The sequence below is a fragment of the Flavobacterium sp. genome, assembly GCF_965277525.1.
In the GTDB taxonomy this organism is placed as follows: Bacteria; Bacteroidota; Bacteroidia; order Flavobacteriales; family Flavobacteriaceae; genus Flavobacterium.
The window spans coordinates 93,105-118,434 of the sequence record NZ_CBDIDC010000006.1 but is presented as its reverse complement, the minus strand read 5'-3'; the positions used below and the strand labels follow the sequence as shown (position 1 = coordinate 118,434).

22 protein-coding genes are annotated in these 25,330 nt (G+C 31.6%); 16 read left to right on the top strand and 6 right to left on the bottom strand.

What is annotated here, in order from left to right:
- Window positions 1-2: 2 nt before the first annotated feature.
- From ACQY44_RS15820 to ACQY44_RS15760, 13 genes are read left to right on the top strand one after another with little or no spacing between them, the layout of a single operon-like run.
- Window positions 3-1,436, top strand: a complete 1,434-nt coding sequence (locus ACQY44_RS15820; protein ID WP_428231297.1) for an MBOAT family O-acyltransferase — start codon at window positions 3-5, stop codon at window positions 1,434-1,436.
- Window positions 1,436-2,317 (top strand): hypothetical protein, encoded by an 882-nt coding sequence (locus ACQY44_RS15815; protein WP_428231296.1) that lies wholly within the window; start codon window positions 1,436-1,438, stop codon window positions 2,315-2,317. The genes ACQY44_RS15820 and ACQY44_RS15815 overlap by 1 nt, the downstream gene beginning before the upstream one ends.
- Before the next feature lie 30 nt (window positions 2,318-2,347).
- Window positions 2,348-3,673 (top strand): alpha-1,2-fucosyltransferase, encoded by a 1,326-nt coding sequence (locus tag ACQY44_RS15810; protein WP_428231295.1) that lies wholly within the window; start codon window positions 2,348-2,350, stop codon window positions 3,671-3,673.
- A gap of 2 nt (window positions 3,674-3,675) precedes the next feature.
- Entirely contained in the window at window positions 3,676-4,848 is a 1,173-nt protein-coding gene (locus ACQY44_RS15805; RefSeq protein ID WP_428231294.1) for a glycosyltransferase family 4 protein, read from the top strand.
- Window positions 4,848-6,392, top strand: a complete 1,545-nt coding sequence (locus tag ACQY44_RS15800; protein WP_428231293.1) for a glycosyltransferase family 2 protein — start codon at window positions 4,848-4,850, stop codon at window positions 6,390-6,392. Before ACQY44_RS15805 ends, ACQY44_RS15800 begins: the two co-directional genes overlap by 1 nt.
- 3 nt (window positions 6,393-6,395) lie before the next feature.
- A complete protein-coding gene (locus ACQY44_RS15795) occupies window positions 6,396-8,015 on the top strand; it encodes a hypothetical protein (RefSeq protein ID WP_428231292.1) in 1,620 nt (539 codons plus the stop codon).
- Between the two features lie 7 nt (window positions 8,016-8,022).
- Entirely contained in the window at window positions 8,023-8,892 is an 870-nt protein-coding gene (locus ACQY44_RS15790) for a hypothetical protein (RefSeq protein WP_428231291.1), read from the top strand.
- 4 nt (window positions 8,893-8,896) lie between these two features.
- Entirely contained in the window at window positions 8,897-9,910 is a 1,014-nt protein-coding gene (locus ACQY44_RS15785) for a glycosyltransferase family 2 protein (RefSeq protein WP_428231290.1), read from the top strand.
- A gap of 1 nt (window position 9,911) precedes the next feature.
- Complete coding sequence (locus tag ACQY44_RS15780) at window positions 9,912-10,886, top strand: hypothetical protein (RefSeq protein WP_428231289.1); 975 nt, start codon at window positions 9,912-9,914, stop codon at window positions 10,884-10,886.
- Window positions 10,887-12,005: a glycosyltransferase gene (locus tag ACQY44_RS15775; RefSeq protein WP_428231288.1), complete on the top strand. Its 1,119-nt coding sequence runs from the start codon at window positions 10,887-10,889 to the stop codon at window positions 12,003-12,005.
- Window positions 12,002-13,099, top strand: a complete 1,098-nt coding sequence (locus ACQY44_RS15770; RefSeq protein WP_428231287.1) for a glycosyltransferase — start codon at window positions 12,002-12,004, stop codon at window positions 13,097-13,099. The genes ACQY44_RS15775 and ACQY44_RS15770 overlap by 4 nt, the downstream gene beginning before the upstream one ends.
- A 2-nt stretch (window positions 13,100-13,101) precedes the next feature.
- A complete protein-coding gene (locus ACQY44_RS15765) occupies window positions 13,102-14,451 on the top strand; it encodes an O-antigen ligase family protein (protein WP_428231286.1) in 1,350 nt (449 codons plus the stop codon).
- 58 nt (window positions 14,452-14,509) lie between these two features.
- Window positions 14,510-15,904: a sugar transferase gene (locus tag ACQY44_RS15760; protein WP_428231285.1), complete on the top strand. Its 1,395-nt coding sequence runs from the start codon at window positions 14,510-14,512 to the stop codon at window positions 15,902-15,904.
- Between the two features lies 1 nt (window position 15,905).
- Here ACQY44_RS15760 and ACQY44_RS15755 read toward each other — a convergent pair whose 3' ends face one another.
- Together ACQY44_RS15755 and ACQY44_RS15750 are read right to left on the bottom strand one after the other, a co-directional pair.
- Window positions 15,906-17,042 (bottom strand): DUF4105 domain-containing protein, encoded by a 1,137-nt coding sequence (locus ACQY44_RS15755; protein WP_428231284.1) that lies wholly within the window; start codon window positions 17,040-17,042, stop codon window positions 15,906-15,908.
- Window positions 17,043-17,079: 37 nt separating this feature from the next.
- A complete protein-coding gene (locus tag ACQY44_RS15750; protein ID WP_428231490.1) occupies window positions 17,080-18,063 on the bottom strand; it encodes a PorV/PorQ family protein in 984 nt (327 codons plus the stop codon).
- Between the two features lie 354 nt (window positions 18,064-18,417).
- Here ACQY44_RS15750 and ACQY44_RS15745 point away from each other — a divergent pair, with 354 nt between their 5' ends.
- On the top strand, window positions 18,418-19,134 hold the full coding sequence (locus tag ACQY44_RS15745) for a CDP-alcohol phosphatidyltransferase family protein (protein ID WP_428231283.1): 717 nt from the start codon (window positions 18,418-18,420) through the stop codon (window positions 19,132-19,134).
- Window positions 19,135-19,144: 10 nt separating this feature from the next.
- On the top strand, window positions 19,145-20,002 hold the full coding sequence (locus ACQY44_RS15740) for a glycoside hydrolase family 25 protein (protein ID WP_428231282.1): 858 nt from the start codon (window positions 19,145-19,147) through the stop codon (window positions 20,000-20,002).
- A gap of 75 nt (window positions 20,003-20,077) precedes the next feature.
- Here the strand turns inward: ACQY44_RS15740 and lptB are convergent, their stop codons facing one another.
- From lptB to ACQY44_RS15720, 4 genes are all read right to left on the bottom strand, one after another.
- The gene (lptB, locus tag ACQY44_RS15735; protein WP_056255108.1) at window positions 20,078-20,818 is read right to left on the bottom strand and encodes an LPS export ABC transporter ATP-binding protein; all 741 of its coding nucleotides are present in this window, start codon (window positions 20,816-20,818) and stop codon (window positions 20,078-20,080) included.
- A gap of 87 nt (window positions 20,819-20,905) precedes the next feature.
- Window positions 20,906-21,259 (bottom strand): carboxymuconolactone decarboxylase family protein, encoded by a 354-nt coding sequence (locus ACQY44_RS15730; RefSeq protein ID WP_428231281.1) that lies wholly within the window; start codon window positions 21,257-21,259, stop codon window positions 20,906-20,908.
- The gene (gene tatC / locus ACQY44_RS15725) at window positions 21,252-22,067 is read right to left on the bottom strand and encodes a twin-arginine translocase subunit TatC (protein ID WP_428231280.1); all 816 of its coding nucleotides are present in this window, start codon (window positions 22,065-22,067) and stop codon (window positions 21,252-21,254) included. Before tatC ends, ACQY44_RS15730 begins: the two co-directional genes overlap by 8 nt.
- Complete coding sequence (locus tag ACQY44_RS15720) at window positions 22,067-23,032, bottom strand: KpsF/GutQ family sugar-phosphate isomerase (RefSeq protein ID WP_428231279.1); 966 nt, start codon at window positions 23,030-23,032, stop codon at window positions 22,067-22,069. Before ACQY44_RS15720 ends, tatC begins: the two co-directional genes overlap by 1 nt.
- Window positions 23,033-23,118: 86 nt before the next feature.
- Here ACQY44_RS15720 and recQ point away from each other — a divergent pair, with 86 nt between their 5' ends.
- A complete protein-coding gene (recQ, locus tag ACQY44_RS15715; RefSeq protein WP_428231278.1) occupies window positions 23,119-25,314 on the top strand; it encodes a DNA helicase RecQ in 2,196 nt (731 codons plus the stop codon).
- The last annotated feature ends 16 nt before the right edge of the window (window positions 25,315-25,330 follow it).

Below are 25,330 nucleotides of genomic sequence, written 5' to 3'. Positions count from 1 at the left end.
ATATGTTTTTTAATTCAATAGCATTTGCTGTTTTTTTGCCAATCGTTTTTTTATTGTACTGGTTTGTTTTTAATAAAAACAAAAGCACCCAGAATGCTTTATTAATTATTGCCAGCTATTACTTCTATTCCTGTTGGGACTGGAGATTTCTGTTTTTACTGGTTTTCTCCACTTTTCTGGATTATTATACCGGAATTCAAATTGAAAAAGGAAAGTCTGAAAGAAACCGGAAATTTTGGTTTTGGCTGAGCATTTCTGTTAATTTAGGATTTCTGGCAATTTTCAAATATTATAACTTCTTTGCTTCTTCTTTTTCAGAACTTTTAAATTCAGCAGGAGTAAAGGCGAGTCCAATTTTATTAAATGTTATTCTTCCGGTTGGGATTTCATTTTACACTTTCCACGGATTATCGTATGTTATCGATATTTATTATAAACGCATAAAAGCCGAATATAACTTTGTTGATTATTCCCTATTTGTAAGCTACTTTCCGCTCTTAGTTGCAGGTCCAATTGAGAGAGCAACACATTTATTACCTCAGGTAAAAGTAAAACGGGAATTTAGTTTTCAGACTGCTAAAGATGGTGTCTGCCAAATTATTTGGGGACTGGTTAAAAAAATTGTGATCGCAGATACTTGTGCAACTTATGCCAATGCTATTTTTGATCATTACACTACAATGAATTCTTTTTCATTAATACTCGGAGCAATTTATTTTGCATTTCAAATTTATGGAGACTTTTCAGGATATTCAGATATTGCTTTGGGAGTTTCAAAATTGTTTGGATTGGATTTATTGCGAAACTTCAATTATCCTTATTTTTCAAGAGATATTGCTGAATTCTGGCGCCGTTGGCATATTTCCCTTTCTTCCTGGTTCCGAGATTATTTGTATATCCCTTTAGGAGGAAGCAAGGGCGGACTTTGGATGAAGGTTAGAAATACTTTTATAATCTTTGTTGTAAGCGGATTTTGGCATGGCGCAAACTGGACGTATGTTGCCTGGGGATTTATAAATGCCGTGTACTTTCTTCCATTGCTTTTGTCTGACAAGAATAGAAATAATATGGATGTAATAAAATTAAAATGGAATTTTGATTCTGTCAAAGTACTATTCAGCATTCTTCTCACTTTTTGTATCACCTGTATTGCCTGGGTATTTTTCAGGGCAAAAACGATAACAGATGCTGTTTTATATTTAAAGCGAATAGTGGTTAACCAGGAATTTAGTTCTCAATATCTGGATAATGAACGCTATAATTATGAATTAATTCTTTTGATCGGATTATTTGTTTTAGTTGAATGGCATAACCGTACCAAAACAGAACCTCTTTCCGGTAAAGGAAATATTGTGAAAATAGTACTGGCAATAGCTGCCATACTCGCTTTTGGAACTTTTTCTGATTATAAGGAATTTATATATTTTCAATTTTAATGAAGCGCTTTTTAATTTATACAGTCAAAATTATTTTACTAACAGCTTTAGTGGCAGTTGTGCTGGACGGACTTTATACGTTTATTTTTTTTCAATCTAAAAATCGTGGAAAAATTGAAACAGTTATGAACTCTAAAGCTCAAAATTATGATGTCGTTATTTTAGGCTCATCGAGGGCTCAAAATCATTTTGTCGCTCCAATGTTTCAAGACAAAGGATTGAAAACATTTAATTACGGAATGAGCGGCGGACATTTATTTGAAGCATCTTTACTATTAAAATTAATGATAGAAAGAAAATATCAAATAAAAAATGTAATTCTTGAAGCCGATTTGAATTTGTCTAACGAAAATCAGTCGGAAGGTATATCAGCCAGTTTTTTACCGTATATACATAATTCAGAAATTATAAAAAATCATTTTTCATCTCTTAAAGATTTTAATGAATTGTATTATATACCGTTTTACAGGTATATTAAATTAGATTCAAAAATTGGAATTAGAGAAGCGTTTAAAACGTTAATTCACGAACGAACTAATGCACTTGATAATTTAGGCTATTATCCGCTTGAAAAGCACAAAAATGGAAATATGAAGAATAATATCGTCAATTTAAATCCATTGCCGCATAATAAATATTATGAGGAAATTAAGGCTGTCTGCAAAGCAAATAATATTAATTTTATTGCGGTAATGACTCCAATGTGCGAGAATGTAAAAGGAATGAATTACTTTGAAAAGGTAAAAAAAACCTATCCGGAAATTCACAATTACGAAAATGTAGTTGTTGATGATAAATATTTTTCCTCCTGCGGACACATGAATAATGCAGGTGCCAGAATTTTTACAGCTACTATATTAAAAGACTTTTTCAATAAATAATACGAAAATAAGTAGTGAATATTTTTACAAATGATTACATATAGTAAACTCGGTAAAAAAGGAAATCTGGGAAATCAGCTTTTTCAAATTGCTTCAACTGTCGGATTGGCTATTGAAAGCAAACAGGATTACTTTTTTTTACACTGGAAGTACCAACACTACTTTAAAAATGAATTACCTCTTTTAGAGGCAGATTTGTTGAATTTTATACCGGTTGAAGAAAAAGAATATAATTTTTATAATAGAGAATTAGGAACAGCAAACTATGATATTTCAGGATGGCTGCAAACTGAGAAATATTTTGATAAAGCATTGACAAAATTTTATTTTGAGTTTTCAGATTCTTTAATTGACCGCATTAAAAAATTATATCAGCACGCTTTTACGAAACGTACAATTCTAATTTCAATTAGAAGAGGAGATTTTGTAAATCATCCGGATTATCTTCAATTACCAATAGCTTTTTATTTAAATAGTTTAGTGCGATTTTTTCCGGATTGGCAGTCCTGTAATTTAATTGTTTTAAGTGATGATATTAAATATTGTAAATTTCATTTTTCATTCCTGGAAAATGTCTTTTTCGGAGATGGATTAAATGAGGCAGAACAATTGTGTTTAGGAACATTATGTGATGACTTTATCATTAGTAATTCTACTTTTTCATGGTGGTCAGCCTGGCTGGGAGAAAAAAGTGATTCAAAAATCATCAGACCGTTTAAAAATTTTGACGGATTAAAGAGTTTAGAACTTAATGATAAAGATTATTACCCCGAAAGATGGATAAATTATAATCATTTAAATGACAGACCTAAATTAGATCATTCAGTTTTTTTGATACCATCAAAAAAAAATAAAGAAATAATTCAAAACTATATTTTAAATTATTTTGATGTCGCCGTTACTTTTAGCAATAACGAAACTGAATCATTTGAGACTATATATGTTTTAAAGAAAGATTATTTTTTACCTCCAATTTTAATTTATTACAGTTGGCTGGCATTACATCATCCCGGAATAAATTTAGTAATCAATAATCCAATTAAGATTTTTAAAGTTTCCCGACATTTTGATTATGATGATTTATGCGTTCAAAAAGATTTTGGATTATTTGCCCCTATTTTTTCTTTTCCTGCGACAAAAATGAAAAGGAGAAAAACTTCAGATGTTTATTTGAAAAAAAGGAATAATTTAATAGAACATTCCTCTAATGATTTTGTTTCCCATGAAATCTGGATAAATTTTTCAGCTGGAAAGTTTTTAGATATTGGCGGTTATAAGTATAGTTTTAAAAAATATATAAAAAGAAAAAAAATCCAATTTAAAAAAAGAATTAAAAGATTGCTTTTAATTAAATAACTATGGCAGTAAAATTACATATAGCATATATCGTATCGCACTATCCGCATAAGGCTTTTGGTCATGATGGTGGCTTAGGCACAAGCGTTTATAATTTAGTCGAGAAACTTAAGGCGTTAGATGTTAAGGCTTCAGTTTTTATATATGGCCAGGAAAAGGAATTTACTCTGGAAGAACAAAATGTAACTATTTATAGTTTAACCGATAGTAAAGCGAAATTTTTCAGATTTTATTTTAACCGAAAAAAAATAGAAAAAATTATAAATAAAACAATTGCCGAAAAAGGAATAAATAGTATTGAAGCACCTGATTGGACAGGAATTACTGCTTTTATGAAATTTAAAATTCCACTAATAATCCGTTTTCACGGGAGTGATGCCTATTTTTGCAATTTAGAAAACAGAAAACAAAAACTTAAAAATTATTGGTCTGAAAAGCTAGCCTTAAGCCGGGCAAAAGCATTTATTGCACCAACTACCTTTGCTGGTGAACTTTCGCGGAAAATTTTTAAATTAAAAGATAAAGAAATTAAAACAATTCATTACGGATTAGAATTGCAAAATTTTACCAATAGTGCTCCGGCAGTTTATGAAAAAGGATTGATTTTATATGTTGGAACTTTAATTCGTAAAAAAGGGGTTTTAGAATTACCGGAAATTTTTAATAAAGTACGAAAAGAATTACCTGAAGCAAAACTGGTTTTAATTGGTAGTGATTCTAATGATATTAAAACAAATTCAGATTCTACCTGGCAATTGATGCAAAATCAATTTAAGAATGATGATTTGAATAACGTAATGTATCTGGGTAAAATTCCATACAATGAAGTTGAGAATTATATCAGGAAAGCAAATGTTTGTGTGTTTCCAACCTTTGCTGAAACTTTAGGAATGGTAACAATAGAATCTATGGCAATGCAAAAAGCAGTTGTTAATAGTAATATTGGTTGGGCTCAGGAACTTATTGTTGATGAAGAGAGTGGGTATTTGGTACATCCAAATGATCACAATTTATTTGCAGAGCGAATTATTCAATTACTTAAAAGTGATGCTCTTTGTTTAAAAATAGGAGCGCAAGCCCGCGCCAGAGTAGAAGCGAAATTTGACATAAACAAAATCGTAATTGAGAATGTGGCATTCTATCAAAAAATAATCAATCAATACCAAACCAGATAATGATTGTTATTTATCATCAAAATAATAAAGTAGTTGAGGTCGTTCAGGAAAGAGCACAACTTAGTTTTTCGTCGACGAATGTTTTAAATGTTCTTTTGGAAATTGCTCAGGCAAACCCAAATCAATTGCTGCTTTGGTGTGATTATGATTTAAAAACCAATTTGAATTTTCCTCAGATTCAGAATATCTTTCATCATAAAAAAATTATGGCGTCCTATAATCCATATTTAAATTCGTTGCTTTCAGGTGCAATTGGTTATGTAGAAGAATCACCATTTATAAAAATCAATAAAAAAGTTACCTATCCAACATGGCAAATGAGTAGTTGTGCAGGAGGTATTTATGCATCAGTGCTATTAGATGTGAAAAATTTGATTCCGGCAAAAGGTAATTTTGAATATTTTTTACATTCTATTGCTAAATTAGCTATGGAAAATGGGCTCTTTTGTTATTCGGAGCCACTTTTACTGAACGGAGATTTTGATAAAGTTCAAATAAAAAAAAATAACACATTTGTTTTATTTCAATTTGTGAAACAACATTATAAAATGCGCTGGGTATTTTTGTTGTTTTTGAATTTATTTTTATACGAAAGAAAAGTAACTATTTTGCCCTTGATTTCCAGTTTATTCTATTCCAGGAGAAATATAAATAAGGAAATTTTGAGTACTATAGAGGTTTGCTCTTCAAAAAATATAGCTGAAACAGAAAATATAGATATCATTATTCCAACCATTGGAAGAAAAGAATTTTTATATGATATTTTAAAAGACTTTTCTTTGCAGACACACTTGCCTGCAAAAATTATTATAGTAGAACAAAACACAAATTTAAAAAGTGTTTCTGAACTTGATTATGTTCAGGATGAATTTTGGCCTTTTGAAATAAAACATATTTTTACCCATCAGGCAGGTGCTTGTAATGCTCGAAATTTAGCTATGGCAGAAACAACTAATGAATGGGTGTTTATGGCTGATGATGATATTAGGATTGATATTTCATTTTTAAAAGAAGCATTCATCCAGATACGTAAATTCGGACTTGAGGAAATTACTTTTGGCTGTTATGAAAGAGAATACGATTTTAATAAAAAATATTTAAACGAGATTCAATGGGAAACTTTTGGATCAGGCTGCAGTATCGTAAAACGCAAATTTTTGAAAGGAATTCAATATCGCAAAGGTTTTGAATTTGGCTATGCTGAAGATACCGATTTTGGAATGCAGTTAAGAAATACAGGTATAGATATCGTGTATATCCCAAAACCGGAAATACTACACCTTAAAGCTCCAATTGGAGGATTTAGAACCCAACCAGTTTTAGAGTGGCAAGATGATCTAATTCAGCCCAAACCTTCGCCAACAGTAATGTTATATAAAATTTTGAATTTGAGTAAAGAAGAAATGAATGGATACAAAACTACTTTGTTCATTAAGTTTTATAAATTGCAATCGATAAAAAATCCTATTCGGTATTTTTCGAATTTTAAAAAGCAATGGAAGCAAAGTTTGTATTGGGCAAATCAATTAAAAAACAGAGCATAAATTTTGATACAATCAATAATAATTATAACACCTTTAGGAAATCATGCAGTTGCGTTTGATGCAGATTATTCTTTCAAACTTACCATAAATTTATCTTTATTTGATCTTTCAGATTTTAATTCATTTGATATAAAAATCACTTTTTCAGACTCTGTTTCAGAATTCCGCGATCATGATTACACATGGAAAAAATGTACCAAAGCATATATTGCAAACCAGTTTATTCCAAAAATTATAAAGCTTCAAAACGGTCAGTTAGTTCAGGCAAATTTGACAGATGGTATTTGGGAAATAAACCACAAAACGCCAAAAATTCTGTTCTGGAGGTTTAACCCTGAAATTTCTTCGCCAATTACAAATTATTTGGGAAATGAAAATAGAAAAACAATTTCTTCAGCAAACCAAAAATTTGATTTTAAAGCAAATCCCACATTGTTATTTCCTAAAAAAGAAGCAGTTGAATTTAGTAGGTCAAAAAAACCGTTTACTGCTGTTGCTTGTTTTACAGATCATTGTGATTTTGATACAGCAGAAAATTTGACTTTGCAAAGAAAATTTTTCAAGAAACATCAAATAAAAATTACGAAAGGATTTTTTTTAAATCATTTCTCAAAACGAGAGGATAATGCGTCATTTCAAAATCAAAAAGAAGAACTTTTAAAATGGAACGAGGATGGTCATGAATTGTGTTATCATTCGCTTTCTCAATCTATAAAACCTGATACAGAAAGTTTTGCAGATTTCAGCCAATTTGTTCCTCCTTTGAATGATATGAAGGTATGGATCGATCACGGATTTCAGCCGTATAATTTTTCTCTTATAAAAAATAAGAATTTTAATGAAAACCAATTCGAAGAGATTCTGTATAAAAAGCAAATTAATACGCTTTGGAATTATATCGATTCAGGAACTGCAACAAATGGCGTATTAAACCAGTTCAATACAACGCATTTTACGTTATCAAGCTTTTTAAAAGGAAATAAAAATCAGGGTTTAATAAAAAAAATGCAACTCATGATTAAGAATATTATTTTTCATTATTACAATGAAGAAGATTTGATTTTGAAGTATAAAAACGCGGCATCGAACTTTAAAAAAGTATTTTTTCAGAAAAAAACAAAATCAATTCTTCACTTAGCAAAAGATGTGTTTAAGCTTAGTATATCTGTTTTTTCCGTCTTTTTATTTTGGAATACGAATAAAACCAGACCTTATAAATTAGCAAAATATTCTCCAATCTTATTTAAACACAGCATTGCAGAAAAAGATTTTTATATTTTTCAGACTATAGAAATGCTTGATTTTAAAAAGTCATTATCACAACAAAACATACAATCCTTAATAAGTGAAAAAGGCGTTTTTATAGCGCATACTTATTTTTCGGTTCCGATGGAATATCATGTAGGAAGATTGTTTTCGACTCCGGCAATAATAGATCAAAAAGTTTCTGAGAATTTTAAATATTTAGGAGCAAAAATTAAAAGTAAAGATATTTGGAATCCAACTTTAAGTGAACTCATTGAATATTGGGCTAATTTTGAAAAAGTCATTTTAGACATTGATTTAAACGGGAATATATGCGAAAAAAGCAGTACAGGCTTACAAAGGCGAAAAGTAATTTAATTATAAAATGAATCATAAACTAAAAACTATATTATTTAAATCAATTTCCTTATTACCCAATAAGGCAGATGATTATTGCTATCATAAAATTCAAAGTTTCTTTGATAAATTGACATTAGAAGATCGTTTAAAAAGTGTAGAATTAACTTATTTAAGACTTTTAAAAGTCCTGGACGATTTAAATATTAACTTAAAAGATAAAATTGTTTTTGAGGTTGGGTCAGGATGGTTTCCCAGTATGCCTTATTTTTTTAAGTATAAGTTTGAAGTAAAAAGAGTGTATACTGTTGATATTAATCAACACTTTAAAAAACAGACTGTTTTAAAATTAAACGATCTCTTTTTGAAAAAATACAATTGCAAAGTACTATCTAATCAAGAAAACCCATACCAACTTCCTAATGGAGTTGAATATTTTCCGAATTATAATGTTGTGAAAAAAAAAAATCCTGATGTTGATATCGTTTTTTCACGTTATGTACTTTCGCACATGGATGCAAATGATGTAGATGCCTTACATAAAAAAATGAAGAGCGAGTTAAAGAAAGGAAGTTATGTAATTCATTTTATTTCGCCAAGCGATTTAAGACAACATAGTGACAGTAATTTATCACAGCAGGCTTTTTTAAAGTATAGTAAGTCCGAATGGAGTAAAATTCATACTAAATTTGATTTTCATAATCGCTTAAGATTGCCTCAGTTTCTTGAAATATTTAAAAAATACGATTACGAAATTATTCATCTCGAATATGAGAGCCTAAGCAAAGGAACAAAAAAGTACGATTTGTTTAAAAAAATTGAACTTCATGAAGATTACACAAAATATTCGGATGAAGAATTAACGGCTGGAAATATTTTTCTGATTTTAAAAGTCTAAATTAATGAGTTTACCATTGCGCTTTTCCTTAATCGTTTGCACCTATATGCGTGCTGAATCTTTGCTGTCTTTACTGCAATCAGTTCAGAAGCAAATATTGTATCCTGATGAAATTTTAATAATTGACGGATCAACGAATCGTGAAACTGAAATTATTTTAGAAGAAAATAATTTCAAAAGTTTACAATATTTTTTAGTTCCGGAAGAAAACAGAGGGTTAACAAAACAAAGGAATTTTGGAATATCCAAAGTAAATCAAGATGCCGAAATAGTTTGTTTTTTGGATGATGATACGATTTTAGAACCTGATTATTTTGTTGAGATTATAAAAACATTTCAATCTAATTTAGAGATTACCGGAGTGGGAGGAGTTGCCGTTAATGAGCATAAGTGGAAACCTCAAAATCCTGATATTTTTTATAATCAGAAAAAGTATTATTTATTTGAAGGGTACTTTTATAAAGAAGGTATCCGTAATGTCGCCAGGAATTATTTAGGTCTTTCTTCTGATTTGGGTTCTGGAAAAATGCCGCATTTTTCACACGGAAGAACGTCCGGATTTCCATTAACCGGAAAAATATATGAAGTCGATTTACTTATTGGAATGTCAATGGCATTTAGAAAAGTAGTGGTTAACAATATTGAATTTTCTAAATTTTTTGAAGGCTATGGTTTGTATGAAGATGCAGATTTTAGTTTACGTGCTCTTAATTTTGGTAAAAATGTAATTAATACAAAAGCACAGTTATCTCATTTTCATGCCGAGCCAGGAAGACCAAATCAATACCATTATGGTAAAATGGTGGTTAGAAACGGCTGGTATGTCTGGAGAATCAAAAATCCCAATCCAATTTTTAAAGATCGCTTCAAGTGGAATGCAATAACAATTCTTCTGATTTTAATTCGGTTTACTAATGCAATTACATCACATAATAAAAAAGCATCATTTACAGAAGCAATTGGCAGAGTAGTTGGTTGGTGGAGCTTATTATTTAGTAAACCCAGAGAAATAAAATAAAATGAAAGTATATGTTTATGGACTTTGTAATGTTTTTTATGACGGTTATTACATTCAGGGAATAAAAGAGCTTTATAAAGATTTTGAATTTAATGTTTGCAAATTTCCCAAATTCGGAGAAGAAACCTTTGCTTATATTATTGAGAATGAAAATGATTCGCAAAAAATAATTATTGATTCTAAAGATTCTAACCAGATTAATTTAACGGAGTTAGAATGGTGTGATGTTTATGGAAAAGTGAATTATAATGCTGATCGTTTACCTGTTAAGTATCACGAAAAAATTGTTGCCATTGGACCAAGCTTTGGTATCAAGATCTGGAATTTGTTTGAAACGCTATATTATTTGGCTTTTAATTTTATCAGATTTAAACATCCTGCCTTAAATAAACGAGAGTTTGCAGCTAATTATTGGCGGCAATATAAAAGATTGAAATTAAAAAAATATAATTTGACGGAATCGTCAATCAATGATGTATTTTTTTTAAATAGCATTTGGAAAAAGGAAAGTGAGACGAATAAAAATAGAGCTTTATTTATAGAAACCTGCAAAAATAAACAGAACGTCAATTTTGAAGGGGGATTTGCGGCAAGACACAACGGCGATAATTTAGGTTTTGATAATTTAGTTTATTCAGAAAAAATTCCTTTGAAAATGTATATTAAAAAGATAAAAAACTCTGCTTTTGTTTTTAATACACCAGCAGTTTTATCATGTCATGGCTGGAAATTGGCGGAGTTTTTAGCTCTGGGGAAAGCCATTATTACAACTACTCATTACAATAAATTACCTGTAGATTTAGTAAATGAAAGACATTTAATGTATGCAGAAAATCATAGTGAAATTAACAATATAATAGAAAGGTTAATAACAGATATAAGTTTTAAGAAGAAATTAGAATCCGAAAGCAGAAATTATTTTGAGACTTATCTTGCTCCTCAAAAAGTGATTAAAAGGCTAGAAGAAAAACAATAAATGAAATTTGTAATAATTAGTCATGTTGAACATGTAAATAAGCAAGATTTATTTTTTGCCTATGCTCCTTATGTCCGCGAAATGAACATTTGGTTTAAATATATTGATGAAGTAATTATTGTTGCTCCATTAAAAAATATAAAACCAACAGAAATTGATATTCCTTATCAGCATAACAAGATTGATTTTCGACGGGTACCTGATTTTAATCTGACTAATTTTAAGAATGTTTTATACTCAGTTTTTAAATTACCAATAATTTTCTGGAGAATATTTTGCGCGATGAAAAGTGCCGATCATATTCATTTGCGTTGTCCGGGGAATATGGGGCTAATAGGATGTCTGGTTCAAATCTTATTTCCAAAAAAAGAAAAAACAGCAAAATATGCCGGAAATTGGGATCCTGAAAGTAAACAACCGTACACATACAAAATACAAAAATGGATTTTAAGTAACACTTTTTTGACCTGTAATATGAAAGTTTTGGTATATGGTGATTGGAATAATCAATCAAAAAACATAAAACCTTTTTTTACCGCTACTTATTCAGAGTTGGAAAAAGAAAGCATTCAAAAAACAAATTTTGATACTACTATAGAATTTATTTTTGTTGGAAGTCTGGTTTCCGGTAAAAATCCAATTTATGTTGTAAAATTAGTCGAGAAATTAGTGGAAAAAGGATATAAAATAAATTTGAGTTTATACGGAGAAGGCCCCGAAAGGATTTATTTAGAAAACTATATCCAAACAAATAATTTAGAAAGTATCGTAATTTTATACGGAAATCAAAATCAGGAAACATTGAAAAAAGCTTATCAAAAAAGTCATTTTGTGATCTTAGCTTCAAAAAGTGAAGGGTGGCCAAAAGCCATTGCAGAAGGAATGTTTTTGGGATGTGTTCCTATCGCAAGTGAAGTTTCCTGTGTTCCTTATATGTTAGATTACGGTAATAGAGGACTTTTGTTAGCAATGAACTTAGAGAAAGATGTAAATAACATAAGCTTATTGCTTAAAGACGAAAAAGCTTTTTCTGAAAAAAGTCATTTAGCTGCTCAATGGTCTCAAAATTATACCACAAATGTTTTTGAAGCTGAAATTGAAAAACTATTATCAAAATGAGAATTGCACAAATAATAGACTCTTTAGAGGCGGGCGGAGCAGAACGTATGGCTGTAAATTATGCGAATGCGTTATCAAAAAAAATACCATTTTCAGGCTTAATAGTATCTCGAAAAGAGGGTTTATTACTAAGTCAAATTGATAAAAAAGTCTCTTATTTGTTTGTAAACAAAAAGAAAAGAATTGATTTTGGGGCTATTTTTCGCTTACGAAAATATTTAAAGAAAAATCAGGTGGAGGTAATTCATGCTCACAGTTCTTCTTTTTTTATCGCAGTGCTGGTAAAACTCACTTTGCCAAAAATCGAAATTATTTGGCATGACCATTATGGGATCTCGCAGGATTTATCAGCCCGGAAAAATGTAGTTTTAAAATTCAGCTCTTTTTTCTTTGCTGGCATTATTTCGGTAAATTCAGCTTTGAAAGATTGGGCTAAGTCTTATTTATGGTGCTCAAATATCGTTTACTTTCCTAATTTTATTGTCGATGCAATTTCGAATGAAAAACAAATACTAAAAGGATCTGCTGGTAAAAAGATTATTTGTGTAGCCAATTTACGCCCACAAAAAAACCACGATTTATTAATAGATGCTGCCAGTTTGATCAGCAAAAAATTTCCTGACTGGACTTTTCATTTGTTGGGGAAAGATTTTGAAGATTTATATTCTGAAAGACTGAAAAAAAAGGTTAAAGATTTAAAACTGGAAGAAACAGTATTCTTTTATGGCTCTGCGAGTAATGTGTCGGATGCGTTAAAACAGGGTCAAATTGCAGTTTTATCCTCTCTCTCCGAAGGACTTCCCTTAGCAGTTTTAGAATATGGGTCGTATAAGTTGCCCGTTGTTGCGACAAAAGTTGGTGAAATTTCAAAAATAATTACTTCTGATAAAGAAGGATTACTTGTGCCATCTAATAATGTCGCTGAATTTGTTCAGGCAATCGAAAAACTCATTTTGAACGAAAAAACCAGAGAAGAACTGGCATTGAACTTATATAATAATATTGGATTAAATTTTAGCGAAAACACTATTATTAGCGACTATATTTTATGGCTGCAATCTTTGATTACTTTTGCAGTTAAAAAACAAAAATAAAGATGAAAAATACAAAAATTTCCTATAGTTTTCTGCTACTGATTCATGCAGTAATTGCTTTGGCAGTTTTTGCATTACCTTTTTTGTCAAAAATATATGCAATTGTAATTCCGATTGTAGGGTTCTTCATTGTTTATAAAAATAAAAATCGAAATAATGAGGTATTGTTTGTAGCAGCTTATTTAGTAGGTGTTGAGGTGTTTTTACGAATGACCGGAGGAAATTTTAATAATGAGTTTGTAAAGGTTAATGTTATTTTTTTCATGCTGTTGGGTATGATTTATAGTAATTTTTCCACTAATGCAATTATCTACTTGTTTTTCCTGATTTTATTAATTCCGAGTATCTTAATTACTTCTACAGCTTTTAATACTTCGATAGACATAAAAAAAATATTAGTTTTTAATTTATCAGGACCATTATGTTTAGCCATATCATCTATATACATGTTTAAAAGAAGAATCTTATTTTCAGATTTACAACATATATTAGTTGCGATGGGATTACCAATTGTTAGCACTGCAATATATTTGTTTTTATATAATCCTAGTGTTAGAGATGTTGTAACAGGTACGCAATCAAATTTTGAAACTTCAGGAGGTTTTGGACCTAATCAGGTTTCGACTATTTTAGGATTAGGAATTTTTGTTTTTTTTACGCAATTAGTACTATTCTCTAAAACAAAAAAAGAGATCATCTTAAATGGCGGATTATTAATTTTTATAACTTACAGAGGGATAGTAACTTTTTCTAGAGGAGGTATTATAACTGCTGTGGTGATGATCATTTTTTTATTGCTTTTCCTTTATAGTTTTTCAAATGCTCAGGGAAGGAAAAAGTTTGTGTTAGTTTTTACCTTAACCGGACTAATAGCAATTGGGGTATGGGGATATTCTTCTTTTCAAACCAAGGGACTTATCGAAAAACGTTACGCAAATCAAGATGCCAGAGGACGAGAGAAAAAAGATCGTTTAGGAGGAAGAGAGCAAATTATGGGCGAAGAAATGAAACTTTTTACGGACAATCCTATTTTAGGTGTTGGTGCCGGAATGGGTAAACAAATCCGAAAAGAAACATTTGGAGAGGATGCAGCTTCACATAATGAGATTACTCGTATGTTAAGTGAGCATGGTCTCTTTGGTATTTTTGGGCTTCTTATACTTTTTGCTACTCCTTTAATTGTTTATATAAATAATAGGCAGCATCTATATTTCTTGTCCTTTTTTCTCTTTTGGTTTTTAACTATAAATCATGCAGCAATGCGAATAGCTGCTCCAGCTTTCGTCTACGCATTATCGCTTCTTTTAGTTCAGGTTAAAATTCCTGAAAAAGCAGAAAATTCCGTAGACTAATATCTGTTTTTTTATAATACATTTGTCTCAAGTTTAAGCCCTAAACAAAATTGAATAAATGTTTTCTACCAATAAAATGCATTTCGAAATTTCGGAAAGAAGAATACTGCTTCTTGTTTTTGATGCTGTTTTTATTTTATCGGCTTTATATCTGTTAAGCTTAATATTTGATTATAATTACTTTGTTTTTAATACAGGTAATTTTTTAAGCATTCTTCTACTCTTAAGTTATGTATACGTTTTTGGAGTAATATTCGAAATGTATAATTTGCAGGTGGCAAGTAATCAATTACAAATTCTTCAAAGTGTAATCTTTACTGCAACTTCTTCTAGTTTAGCCTATTTGTTTACACCCGTTTTATCTCCTGAATTACCCAAGCAGCGACTCGTTATCGTAATCTTTTATTTTACGATACTTATTACATTATTATTATGGCGCTTGTTTTATGTTTACTTTTTGGCATCACATCGATTTTCTCAAAGTGTTGTTTTAATATGCGATCAAAATCAGGTAGAAGAATTAGTTTTAGGATTAGAAAGCGTCGATCCCCATTATAAAATTATTGGTTTTGTAAACTCGGATTCAATTTCTGAAGAGAATTTGAATTTTCATTATGTAAAAGAAATTAAAAAGAACGATTTAGAAGCTTTTGTAATCAAAAACCAGGTTTCTGAAATTGTAATCGCTTCTCAAAAGACAGATGGAATTACTGCTGATTTGTACCAGCAATTACTGCACTTGTTAGAATCGGGAAATGTTATTCGGGAATATACGCAGGTTTACGAAAGCAAAACACAGCGTATTCCAGTGCATTATATTGCCAGGGATTTTTATCGGTTTTTCCCTTTTAGCAGAAGTAACAGTAATAGGCTCTACTTATTTTTGGTACGATCTATGGAGTTTTTATTTTCTTTTATTGGGCTACTAGTTTGCATTCTTTTTATCCCTTTCATTTATGTTGGAAACATTTTTGCCAATAAAGGCACATTATTCTATACTCAGGAACGTGTAGGTAAAAATGGGATTGTTTTTAAAATATACAAGTTTAGAACAATGATTGAAAATTCTGAATCAAATGGAGTTGCTTTTGCGACTTCAAATGACAGACGGGTTACTCCTTTTGGAAAAATGATGCGGAAATCGCGAATAGATGAATTGCCGCAGTTTTTCAATGTTTTAATAGGTGATATGGCTGTTATCGGACCACGACCTGAAAGACCTTTTTTTGTGGAAGAAATAGCACGTGTAATGCCTTTTTACGAAACAAGACACGTTATAAAACCAGGACTTACGGGATGGGCTCAGGTCAATTATTCTTATGGAGAATCTATTGATGAAAGTCTGATAAAATTGCAATATGATTTATACTACATCAAGCACCGAAGTATTTTTCTTGACCTGAGTATTACTTTCAAAACGATTACTACAGTTTTATTCTATCGCGGACAATAATTTAGATGATAATCGGAATACGTTTTTTATTTCGAATGGCTACTCTTACTAAAACAAATCCACTTGTAATGATCATTGGTAAAACGATTAAAAAGTGCGCTTTGTTGATGAGTAAAAAGCAGTAGACGATTAGAAACATTAAATGTAAAACTGAAAACCGATACGTCCATCTTTTGTTTTTTATAACGGATAATAAAATCAAAATCAATAATAATGGACTAAATAAAAGTACATTATAATTCATCGCCAATTCCTGGTGAAACGAATAAAATCCAACAGCAACAAAAAAGATTCCTATAAAAGATAAAATCAGAAGATAGATTTTATCCACTATTTTGTTGTGTATCAAAACAACAAACGCAAGTATAAAGAGGTATGTATAAACATTATTCCACCAAGATCTTGGTGTTTCTTTCTCAAAATTAAGCAATGTTTTAGTTTTGCTTACCAAAAGATGATTTTGATAAGTAGTTTTTTCTAAGGTGTTTTTTAATTCAAAAGGCAAAAATATTTTAGTGCCTAATTGATCTACTTTTGTCCCAAAAATAATACTAGTTCCTAATTGTTCATAAAAATGGCCATCAAAGTAAGGGAATAAAATAGAGCGGTATGTTTTATCAGTGTCTCCTTTTTTAGTAATTACATTTCCATTCAAAGATTTATTAATTATATCCACAACCATAGACGTACAGTTTTTATCAATAAATTTATAAGTGTAGTAACGATCTTCAGAAGCTAAAGTTGTATTTAGATTGTCAAAAAGTTTTTGCTTTGCTTCTTGAGGAATAATCAGTTCTTGTTCAAAAACACTTCTTTGTTCATTGGTATAATCGTCTATAAACTCAGGAAATGATCGTACACTAGCAAAATATTGTAAATCGCCTTTTGCAAATTTGGCAACAAAATTGGGTGTCCTAAAATCAAAATTGCCGTAGTTATAAACAACATCTATATTGTTAATTTGATCGGTAACACGAACTGCTGTGTGCCCAAAAAAACTGTAACTTTCATTGCCTAATCCGCAAGTGATAACGCTTATTTTAGCATCTTTGGATAAAGGCAAATTCTGGCTATAACCAAGGAAACTTAGTAATAATAGTAAACTAAAAAGTGTTTTTTTGAAAAGGACTTTTTTCATAATTTAAAATTTTAAAAAGTTTATGGTTTTGTAATTTTTATCTAAAGATACCTAAATCTACTTTTAAAGAAAAAATATTTGAGTACAAAGCTGTACTTTGATTTCCTAAGTCGGTCAAAGCATAGTCAATTTGAATACCTTTATATTTAAAACCCAAGCCAATATTAGGTTGAAAATTCAATTTTTCAGTATTGTCAAGTTGCGTTACATTTTGAAAATTCCCAGCACCAGCCCGCAAAAACACAAGATCGGTATAGCCAAATTCAAAACCAACTGCAGGATCAATACTGACTACTTTTGACGAAATGATATCATGGGTTTGTTCAAAACGCATATTCAAATTTGTCGCAACCAAAAGGCTGTAGTCATTATGAAAATCAAACTTTCTCGACACTCCTAATTGCGCTTTAGGTAAGGTTATTTCAGTGCTTTCCGGTAATGTATTGTTTTCTCCCGGAATTGCATTGGCAATTTTTGCGTATTCTTCTTCGTCAATATTCCAGACATTATAAGTGGTCGTAATATCGCGAAGCATTAATCCAAATTTCCAATTGTTTCTTTCAAGCTGAATTCCAACATCAAAACCAAATCCCCAGGAATTAGCAAACTTCCCAATAATTCTTCTGATTATTTTTGCATTTACACCATATTGAAGGCCTTCAACAGGTAATCTCCTGGCATAAGAAAAAGTAAAACCATAATCTGCAGTCGAAAATAAGCTAATTCTGTTATAATCAATATTTCCCTGATTATCGATAAGTTGGGTTGTATCAAGTATATCATCTACACCAAAACGAATCATCGAAATCCCCCAGGCACTTCTGTCGTCAATTGGGCTTGCGTAGCCTATGTAATCGTATTGTGCAATATTGGCAAAATAATTGGCGTGCATTAAAGAAATTTGATGATCTTCCAGATTGGTCAAACCAGCAGGATTCCAATAAACAGAGTTCACATCATCTGTAGACGCAACTACGGCACTTGACATTCCTAATGCAGCTGCATCAACACCAATATTCATAAATTCATTCGAATATTTTCGAACGGTTTGCGCATACTGTAACGTACAACTCCAAAATAATAAAAGCACAAAGATTTTCTTCAACGGATATTTTTTAGCAAACCGAAGTCTGTTTTAATTTTTACCAAAAATATAATATTTTACGCAGCAAATTTATCCCTTTTGAGAAATATTATGAAAGTGAGGATTTCAATTAAAAAAAGTCTTTATATATCAGTATTCATTTACCGTCTATCATTCTTTTGCGTTTTAATAATCTTTATCAGTACTAATGGTGTAATTTTTTTGTACTAATAGTATAAAATGTCACTTATTATGCGAAATTTGTGGTTATAATTATCAAAATTTAAAATCATGAATATTAAAAAGCACATTCCAAATTTAATCACATTAATCAATTTATTTTGTGGTTGTATCGCCATTGTTTTTGTTTCAGAAGGCAATTTTTTAATGGCTTTTTATATGGTTTGTTTGGGAATCTTCTTTGATTTTTTTGATGGCTTTTTTGCGAGATTGTTTAAGGTTTCAAGTCCGCTTGGATTACAGTTAGATTCTCTGGCTGATATGGTTACGAGTGGTGTTGCGCCAGGATACGTTATGTATAGTTTGTTTTTGAAAAGTGCAAATCCGAATGATCTCATCGCATCATCTGTTATTCCTTTTTTAGGATTTATTATAACTTTAGGTTCATGCTACAGATTGGCTAATTTTAATATAGATACGCGTCAGACAGATTCGTTTATTGGTTTACCAACTCCCGCAAATGCCTTATTTATTTTAAGTTTGCCTTTGGTTATTGAATTTTCAGATTCTTTAATGATGTTCGAAATTTTAACGAATCACTGGGTTTTATTGGCGATTACTCTGTGTAGTGCTTATATTTTGAATGCAGAAATACCACTATTTGCATTAAAAATTAAAAAGTTTAATTTAAAAGATAATGCTTTACAGGTAGTATTTTTATTAATTTCTATTGTATTGGTCTTATTACTTCATTATATCGCGATTCCGTTAATTATCATTTTTTATGTTATGTTATCGGTAGTGAATAATATCTTTTTGAAAAAGTAGTTTTATTTTAATGGCAAGAAAAACGACAAGACGAAATTCTTATTCCCGAAAATCGAAACCTCAAAAATCGATTCTGGCAAGAGTAATTCGTTTCATAATTTATTCTTTTTGTGTATTACTTTTCTTTGCAGCAGTTTATCATTATCGTGATGGACTGGCGTATTACCTTGGCTTCAAGTCAAATAAAGTTTTAGATGAAGATGAGGTAGATAAACACCTTTCTGATGTGAGGAACATTCAGGTTCTCGAAAATCATAAAGGGAAAGTAATAGGTATAGACGTATCAGAATTTCAGGGAAAAGTAAAATGGGACGAAGTTGAGGTTTTAGAGGGAAAATACCCGGTACAATTTGTTTTTGTTCGTGCTACAGCTGGAAATGATAGAGTCGACAGGCAGTTTAAGAAAAATTGGGAAGGCGCTAAAGAGCATAAATTTATACGTGGTGCTTATCATTACTACCGTCCAAATGAAAATTCTATTGAGCAGGCAAACCTCTTTATCAAGACAGTAAAATTACAAAAAGGGGATTTGCCGCCCGTTTTAGATATAGAAAGATTGCCTAAGAATCAACCTTTGGATAGTTTGAAAAAAGGCTTGAAACGTTGGCTGAATAAAGTCGAAGCGCATTATCAGGTACGCCCGATTATTTATACCGGTGAACGTTATTATGGTGATTTCCTCAAAGAAGAATTCGGAGAATATTTATTTTGGATAGCGAACTATAATTTCTACAGAGAGAAGATTGAAGACGATTGGCTTTTTTGGCAATTTACAGAAAAAGCGTCTTTGCCGGGGATAAAACATCGTGTAGATGTGAATATTTACAACGGAGATTTACAACAATTGCAGTTTATAACCGTTGAATAAATCTTTGTAAAAGGTAAAATGTAAATGGTAAAAAGTAATGTGCATTTCACTTTTTACCATTTACACCTAACTTTCTTAGAATTCAAGTTTCTTTTTACGAAGTTCAAAGTTCTGTCCTAAGTAAACACGACGAACCATTTCATCTTCAACTAATTCTTCCGGAATTCCGGCTTTCAAAATACCTCCTTCAAACATTAAGTATGTTTTGTCTGTAATGGCCAAAGTTTCCTGAACGTTGTGGTCGGTGATTAGAATTCCGATGTTTTTATTTTTCAACTGAGCAACAATTCTCTGAATATCCTCTACCGCTACGGGGTCAACTCCTGCAAAAGGTTCGTCTAATAAAATAAACTTTGGATCTGTTGCCAAAGCACGTGCAATTTCAGTACGACGGCGTTCTCCTCCGGAAAGTAAATCTCCTCGGTTGGTACGAATGTGTTCTAAGCTGAATTCTTCAATTAAACTTTCCATTTTTGCAATTTGTTCTTCTTTTGAAAGTTTGGTCAATTGCAAAACACTTAAAATATTATCTTCAATACTTAATTTTCTAAAAACAGAAGCTTCTTGTGCCAGGTAACCAATTCCTTGTTGAGCACGTTTGTACATCGGGTAGTCAGTAATATCCAGATCGTCCAGATAAATATTTCCTGAATTTGGTTTTACCAATCCCACAATCATATAAAATGAAGTTGTTTTTCCGGCACCATTTGGTCCCAAAAGCCCAACGATTTCTCCCTGATTTACTTCAACAGAAATTCCTTTTACAACGCTGCGGCCTTTGTAGGTCTTGATTAAATTATCAGCTCTTAATTTCATTTTTTAAGTTTAATCGTTTAAACGTTCGAATCGTTTATTCGCCACAAATTAACGAATAAACGATTCAACAAGTAAACGTATTAACAATTATTTAGTTTCGGCTTCTTCTAAAGCTTCCCAGAATTCGTAAGCTCTTCTTAAATGCGGAATTACAATTGTTCCTCCAACCAGAGTTGCGATTCCCATTGCTTCCATCATTTCTTCTTTAGTAACACCTTCTTTGTGGCTGGTTTCTAAGTGATATTTTACACAATCGTCACAACGTAAAACTGCCGAAGCTACTAATCCTAAAAGTTCTTTTGTTTTTACATCCAAAGCTCCAGGTGCATACGCGTTAGTGTCAAGATTAAAAATTCGCTTAACAATTTTGTTATTATCAGCGAGTAATTTTTCGTTCATTTTAGAACGATATTCATTAAATTCTTTTATAATATCAGACATTTTCTTTCAATTTATTTCTATAAACAATTCTCGAAATCAGGATACTCACTTCGTAGATAATCAACATTGGTATAGCTACAATAGTTTGGCTTACTACGTCCGGTGGAGTTACGATTGCTGCAACAATTAAAATAATTACTACTGCATATCGCCAGTATTTTCTTAAGAAAACAGGAGTTACCAAACCTAATTTGGTCAGGAAGTAAATGATAATTGGCAATTCAAAAAACAATCCGCTGGCCAGAATACTCGTTTTGACCATTCCCATATAAGAATCTATTGTAAATTGATTTTTTACTACATCACTCACGGAGAAGGTAGCTACGAAATTCACGGACATTGGAATTACAACATAATATCCGAATAAAACTCCTAAGAAGAATAATAGGGAAGAAGTGAATATGAATATTTTAGCATTTTTTCTTTCTTTCTCGTACAAAGCAGGACTTATAAATTTCCAGAGTTCCCATAAGATATAAGGAAAACTTAGAATAAAACCAGCTAAAAGACACATCCAGACAAAAATGTTTACCTGCCCTTCCATTTCTGTATTTTGAATGATGAAATTCAATTCAGTAATGCAAATACTATCTGCAAAACCTAATTGATGTGATAATTGGCAAAACCATTGATAAGTGAAAAAAGTAGGTCGGGTTGGACCTAGAATAATTTCATCAAATAAATAATCACTGATAAAATACGTAAAAAATGCCATGATGCATATTGCGATGGTGCTTCTAACTAATAACCATCTTAGTTCTTCAAGATGGTCTAAAAATGACATCTCGCCAAGGTTCTTTTTTGCCATTATACGATTCCTTCTTTTAAAATGTCATGTAAATGTAATACTCCTTTGTACTCGCCGTTGTCTGAAACAATCAGTTGTGTTATCGAAAAATCTTCTAAAATATTTAAGGCATCAACCGCCATAGTCTCCGAAGATACTGTTTTAGGATTTTTTGACATAATATCTATTGCATTTAAGTCAGCAATAGTATCTACGTCATTTAGCATTCTTCGGATGTCTCCATCGGTAATAATTCCAATTATTTTGTCATTTTCGATTACGGCAGTTACGCCTAATCTTTTTTCTGAGATCTCAAAAATAACTTTTTTAACTGAAGTTTCCGGAGTAACCATTGGTTTTAACGAATGTTCAATCATGTCTTTTACGCGAAGCAATAATTTTTTACCTAAAGCCCCGCCTGGATGATAAACTGCAAAATCTTCAGGTTTAAAATCACGCATTTCCATCAAACAAACTGCAAGGGCATCGCCCATAACCAGTTGAGCTGTGGTACTGTTTGTTGGTGCTAGATTTATCGGGCAAGCTTCCATCTCAACTGTTGTGTTCAAAACATAATTAGAACCTTTTGCTAAAAACGAAGTTACGTTTCCTGTTATGGCGATTAATGTGTTTCCAAAGCGTGTTAATAAAGGAACCAAAGCTTTAATCTCAGGACTATTTCCGCTTTTTGAAATGCAGATGATGATATCTTCTTTTTGTATCATTCCCAAGTCGCCATGAATAGCTTCTGAGGCGTGTAAGAACATAGATGGTGTTCCTGTAGAGTTAAAAGTGGCAACCATTTTCTGTGCGATGATCGCGCTTTTTCCGATCCCTGTAACGATCAGCCGACCTTTAGTTTCGTAAATGCGTTGAGTGGCTTCGTAAAAATTTTCGTCCAAAAAATCAATTAACTTTGTAATTGCTTCACTTTCAGAGAGTATGGTTTTCTTGGCGATAGCCAATATATTTTCTTTTGTGATCAAAACAGGATATTTTAAATTTGTATGTATAAAAGAAAGTTGTATCTTTATGTGTTGCAAATTTATACAAAATACCATTAATATAAAGAATGAATTCAAACGAAATTGAAATACACAAGGAATTAAAGAAGTATTTCGGCTTTAGCCAATTTAAGGGCTTGCAGGAGCAAGTCATTACGAGTATTTTAAGTAAAAAGAATACTTTTGTAATTATGCCTACTGGCGGAGGAAAGTCTCTTTGTTATCAATTACCCGCTTTAATTCAGGACGGAACAGCTATTGTTGTTTCTCCTTTAATTGCTTTGATGAAAAATCAGGTTGATGCCATCAGAAGCCTTTCTTCAGAAAACGGAATTGCCCATGTGTTAAATTCCTCTCTCACAAAAACAGAAATCGCACAAGTAAAAAAAGACATCACCTCTGGTTTGACTAAGCTTTTGTATGTGGCACCGGAATCTTTGACAAAAGAAGAATATGTGGCTTTTTTGCAGAGTGTGCCTATTTCATTTGTCGCTATTGATGAGGCACATTGTATTTCAGAATGGGGCCATGATTTTAGGCCGGAATACCGAAACCTGAAAAATATAATCAAACAATTAGGTCAGGTTCCTATTATTGGTCTAACGGCTACTGCAACTCCAAAAGTTCAGGAAGATATCCTGAAAAACCTGGACATGTCTGATGCCAATACTTTTAAGGCATCATTCAACAGACCTAACTTATATTACGAAGTTAGAACCAAAACTAAAAATATAGAATCGGATATTATTCGATTTATCAAACAACATAAAGGCAAGTCCGGAATTATTTACTGCTTAAGCCGTAAAAAAGTAGAATCGATCGCTGAAGTTTTACAAGTAAACGGCATTAGTGCTGTTCCTTATCACGCAGGTTTAGATGCTAAAACACGAGCCAAACATCAGGATATGTTTCTGATGGAAGATGTAGATGTGGTTGTAGCAACAATTGCCTTCGGAATGGGAATCGATAAACCGGATGTTCGATTTGTAATTCACCATGATATTCCAAAATCACTTGAAAGTTATTATCAGGAAACCGGGCGTGCAGGACGTGATGGAGGAGAAGGACATTGTTTGGCTTACTACTCTTATAAGGATGTAGAAAAGTTAGAGAAATTTATGTCAGGGAAACCTGTGGCAGAACAGGAAATTGGTTTTGCCCTTTTGCAGGAAGTAGTGGCTTACGCTGAAACCTCAATGTCGCGTAGAAAATTCTTGTTACATTATTTTGGTGAAGAATTTGACAGTGAAACCGGTGAAGGCGCTGATATGGATGACAACGTTCGTAATCCTAAAACTAAGGTCGAAGCGAAAGATCAGGCGGTTAAATTGCTTGAGATTGTTCGCGATACCAAGCATATTTACAAATCAAAAGAAATTGTGTTTACATTAATAGGTCGTATTAATGCGGTAATTAAGGCACATAAAACAGATACACAATCCTTTTTTGGCTCAGGTTCAGATCATGACGAAAAATATTGGATGGCATTATTGCGACAAGTTTTAGTTGCAGGTTATTTGTCTAAAGATATTGAAACGTATGGTGTGGTCAAAATCACTAAAGAAGGTTTGAATTTTATTAAAAAACCAGTCTCCTTTATGATGTCTGAGGATCATGAATACAATGAATCTGAAGACGAAGCAATCGTAACGGCAGCGAAATCATCAGGAACTGCTGATGAAGTTCTAATGGGAATGTTGCGCGAACTGCGTAAAAAAGTAGCCAAAAAACTAGGGGTTCCTCCGTTTGTGGTTTTTCAGGATCCTTCTCTTGAAGATATGGCTCTGAAATATCCGATTACTTTAACGGAATTGTATAATATACATGGTGTTGGTGAAGGAAAAGCCAAGAAATATGGTAATGAGTTTGTGACTCTGATCAATCGTTATGTCGAAGATAATGATATTATTCGTCCGGATGATTTAGTGGTGAAATCTACCGGGGTCAACTCAGCAAATAAATTATACATCATACAGAATATAGATCGAAAATTATCATTGAAAGATATTGCTTCTGCAAAAGGACTTTCGATGGATGCTCTGATCAAAGAAATGGAAATGATCGTTTACGCAGGTACTAAACTAAATATCAAATATTGGGTAGATGATATGCTGGATGACGATCAGCAGGAAGAAATTCATGACTATTTTATGGAATCAGAATCGGATAAAATCGAAGACGCTCTTAAAGAATTCGATGGCGATTATGATATCGATGAATTGCGATTAATGCGAATCAAGTTTATTAGTGAAGTTGCGAACTAGCGTTAAATTCCAATTT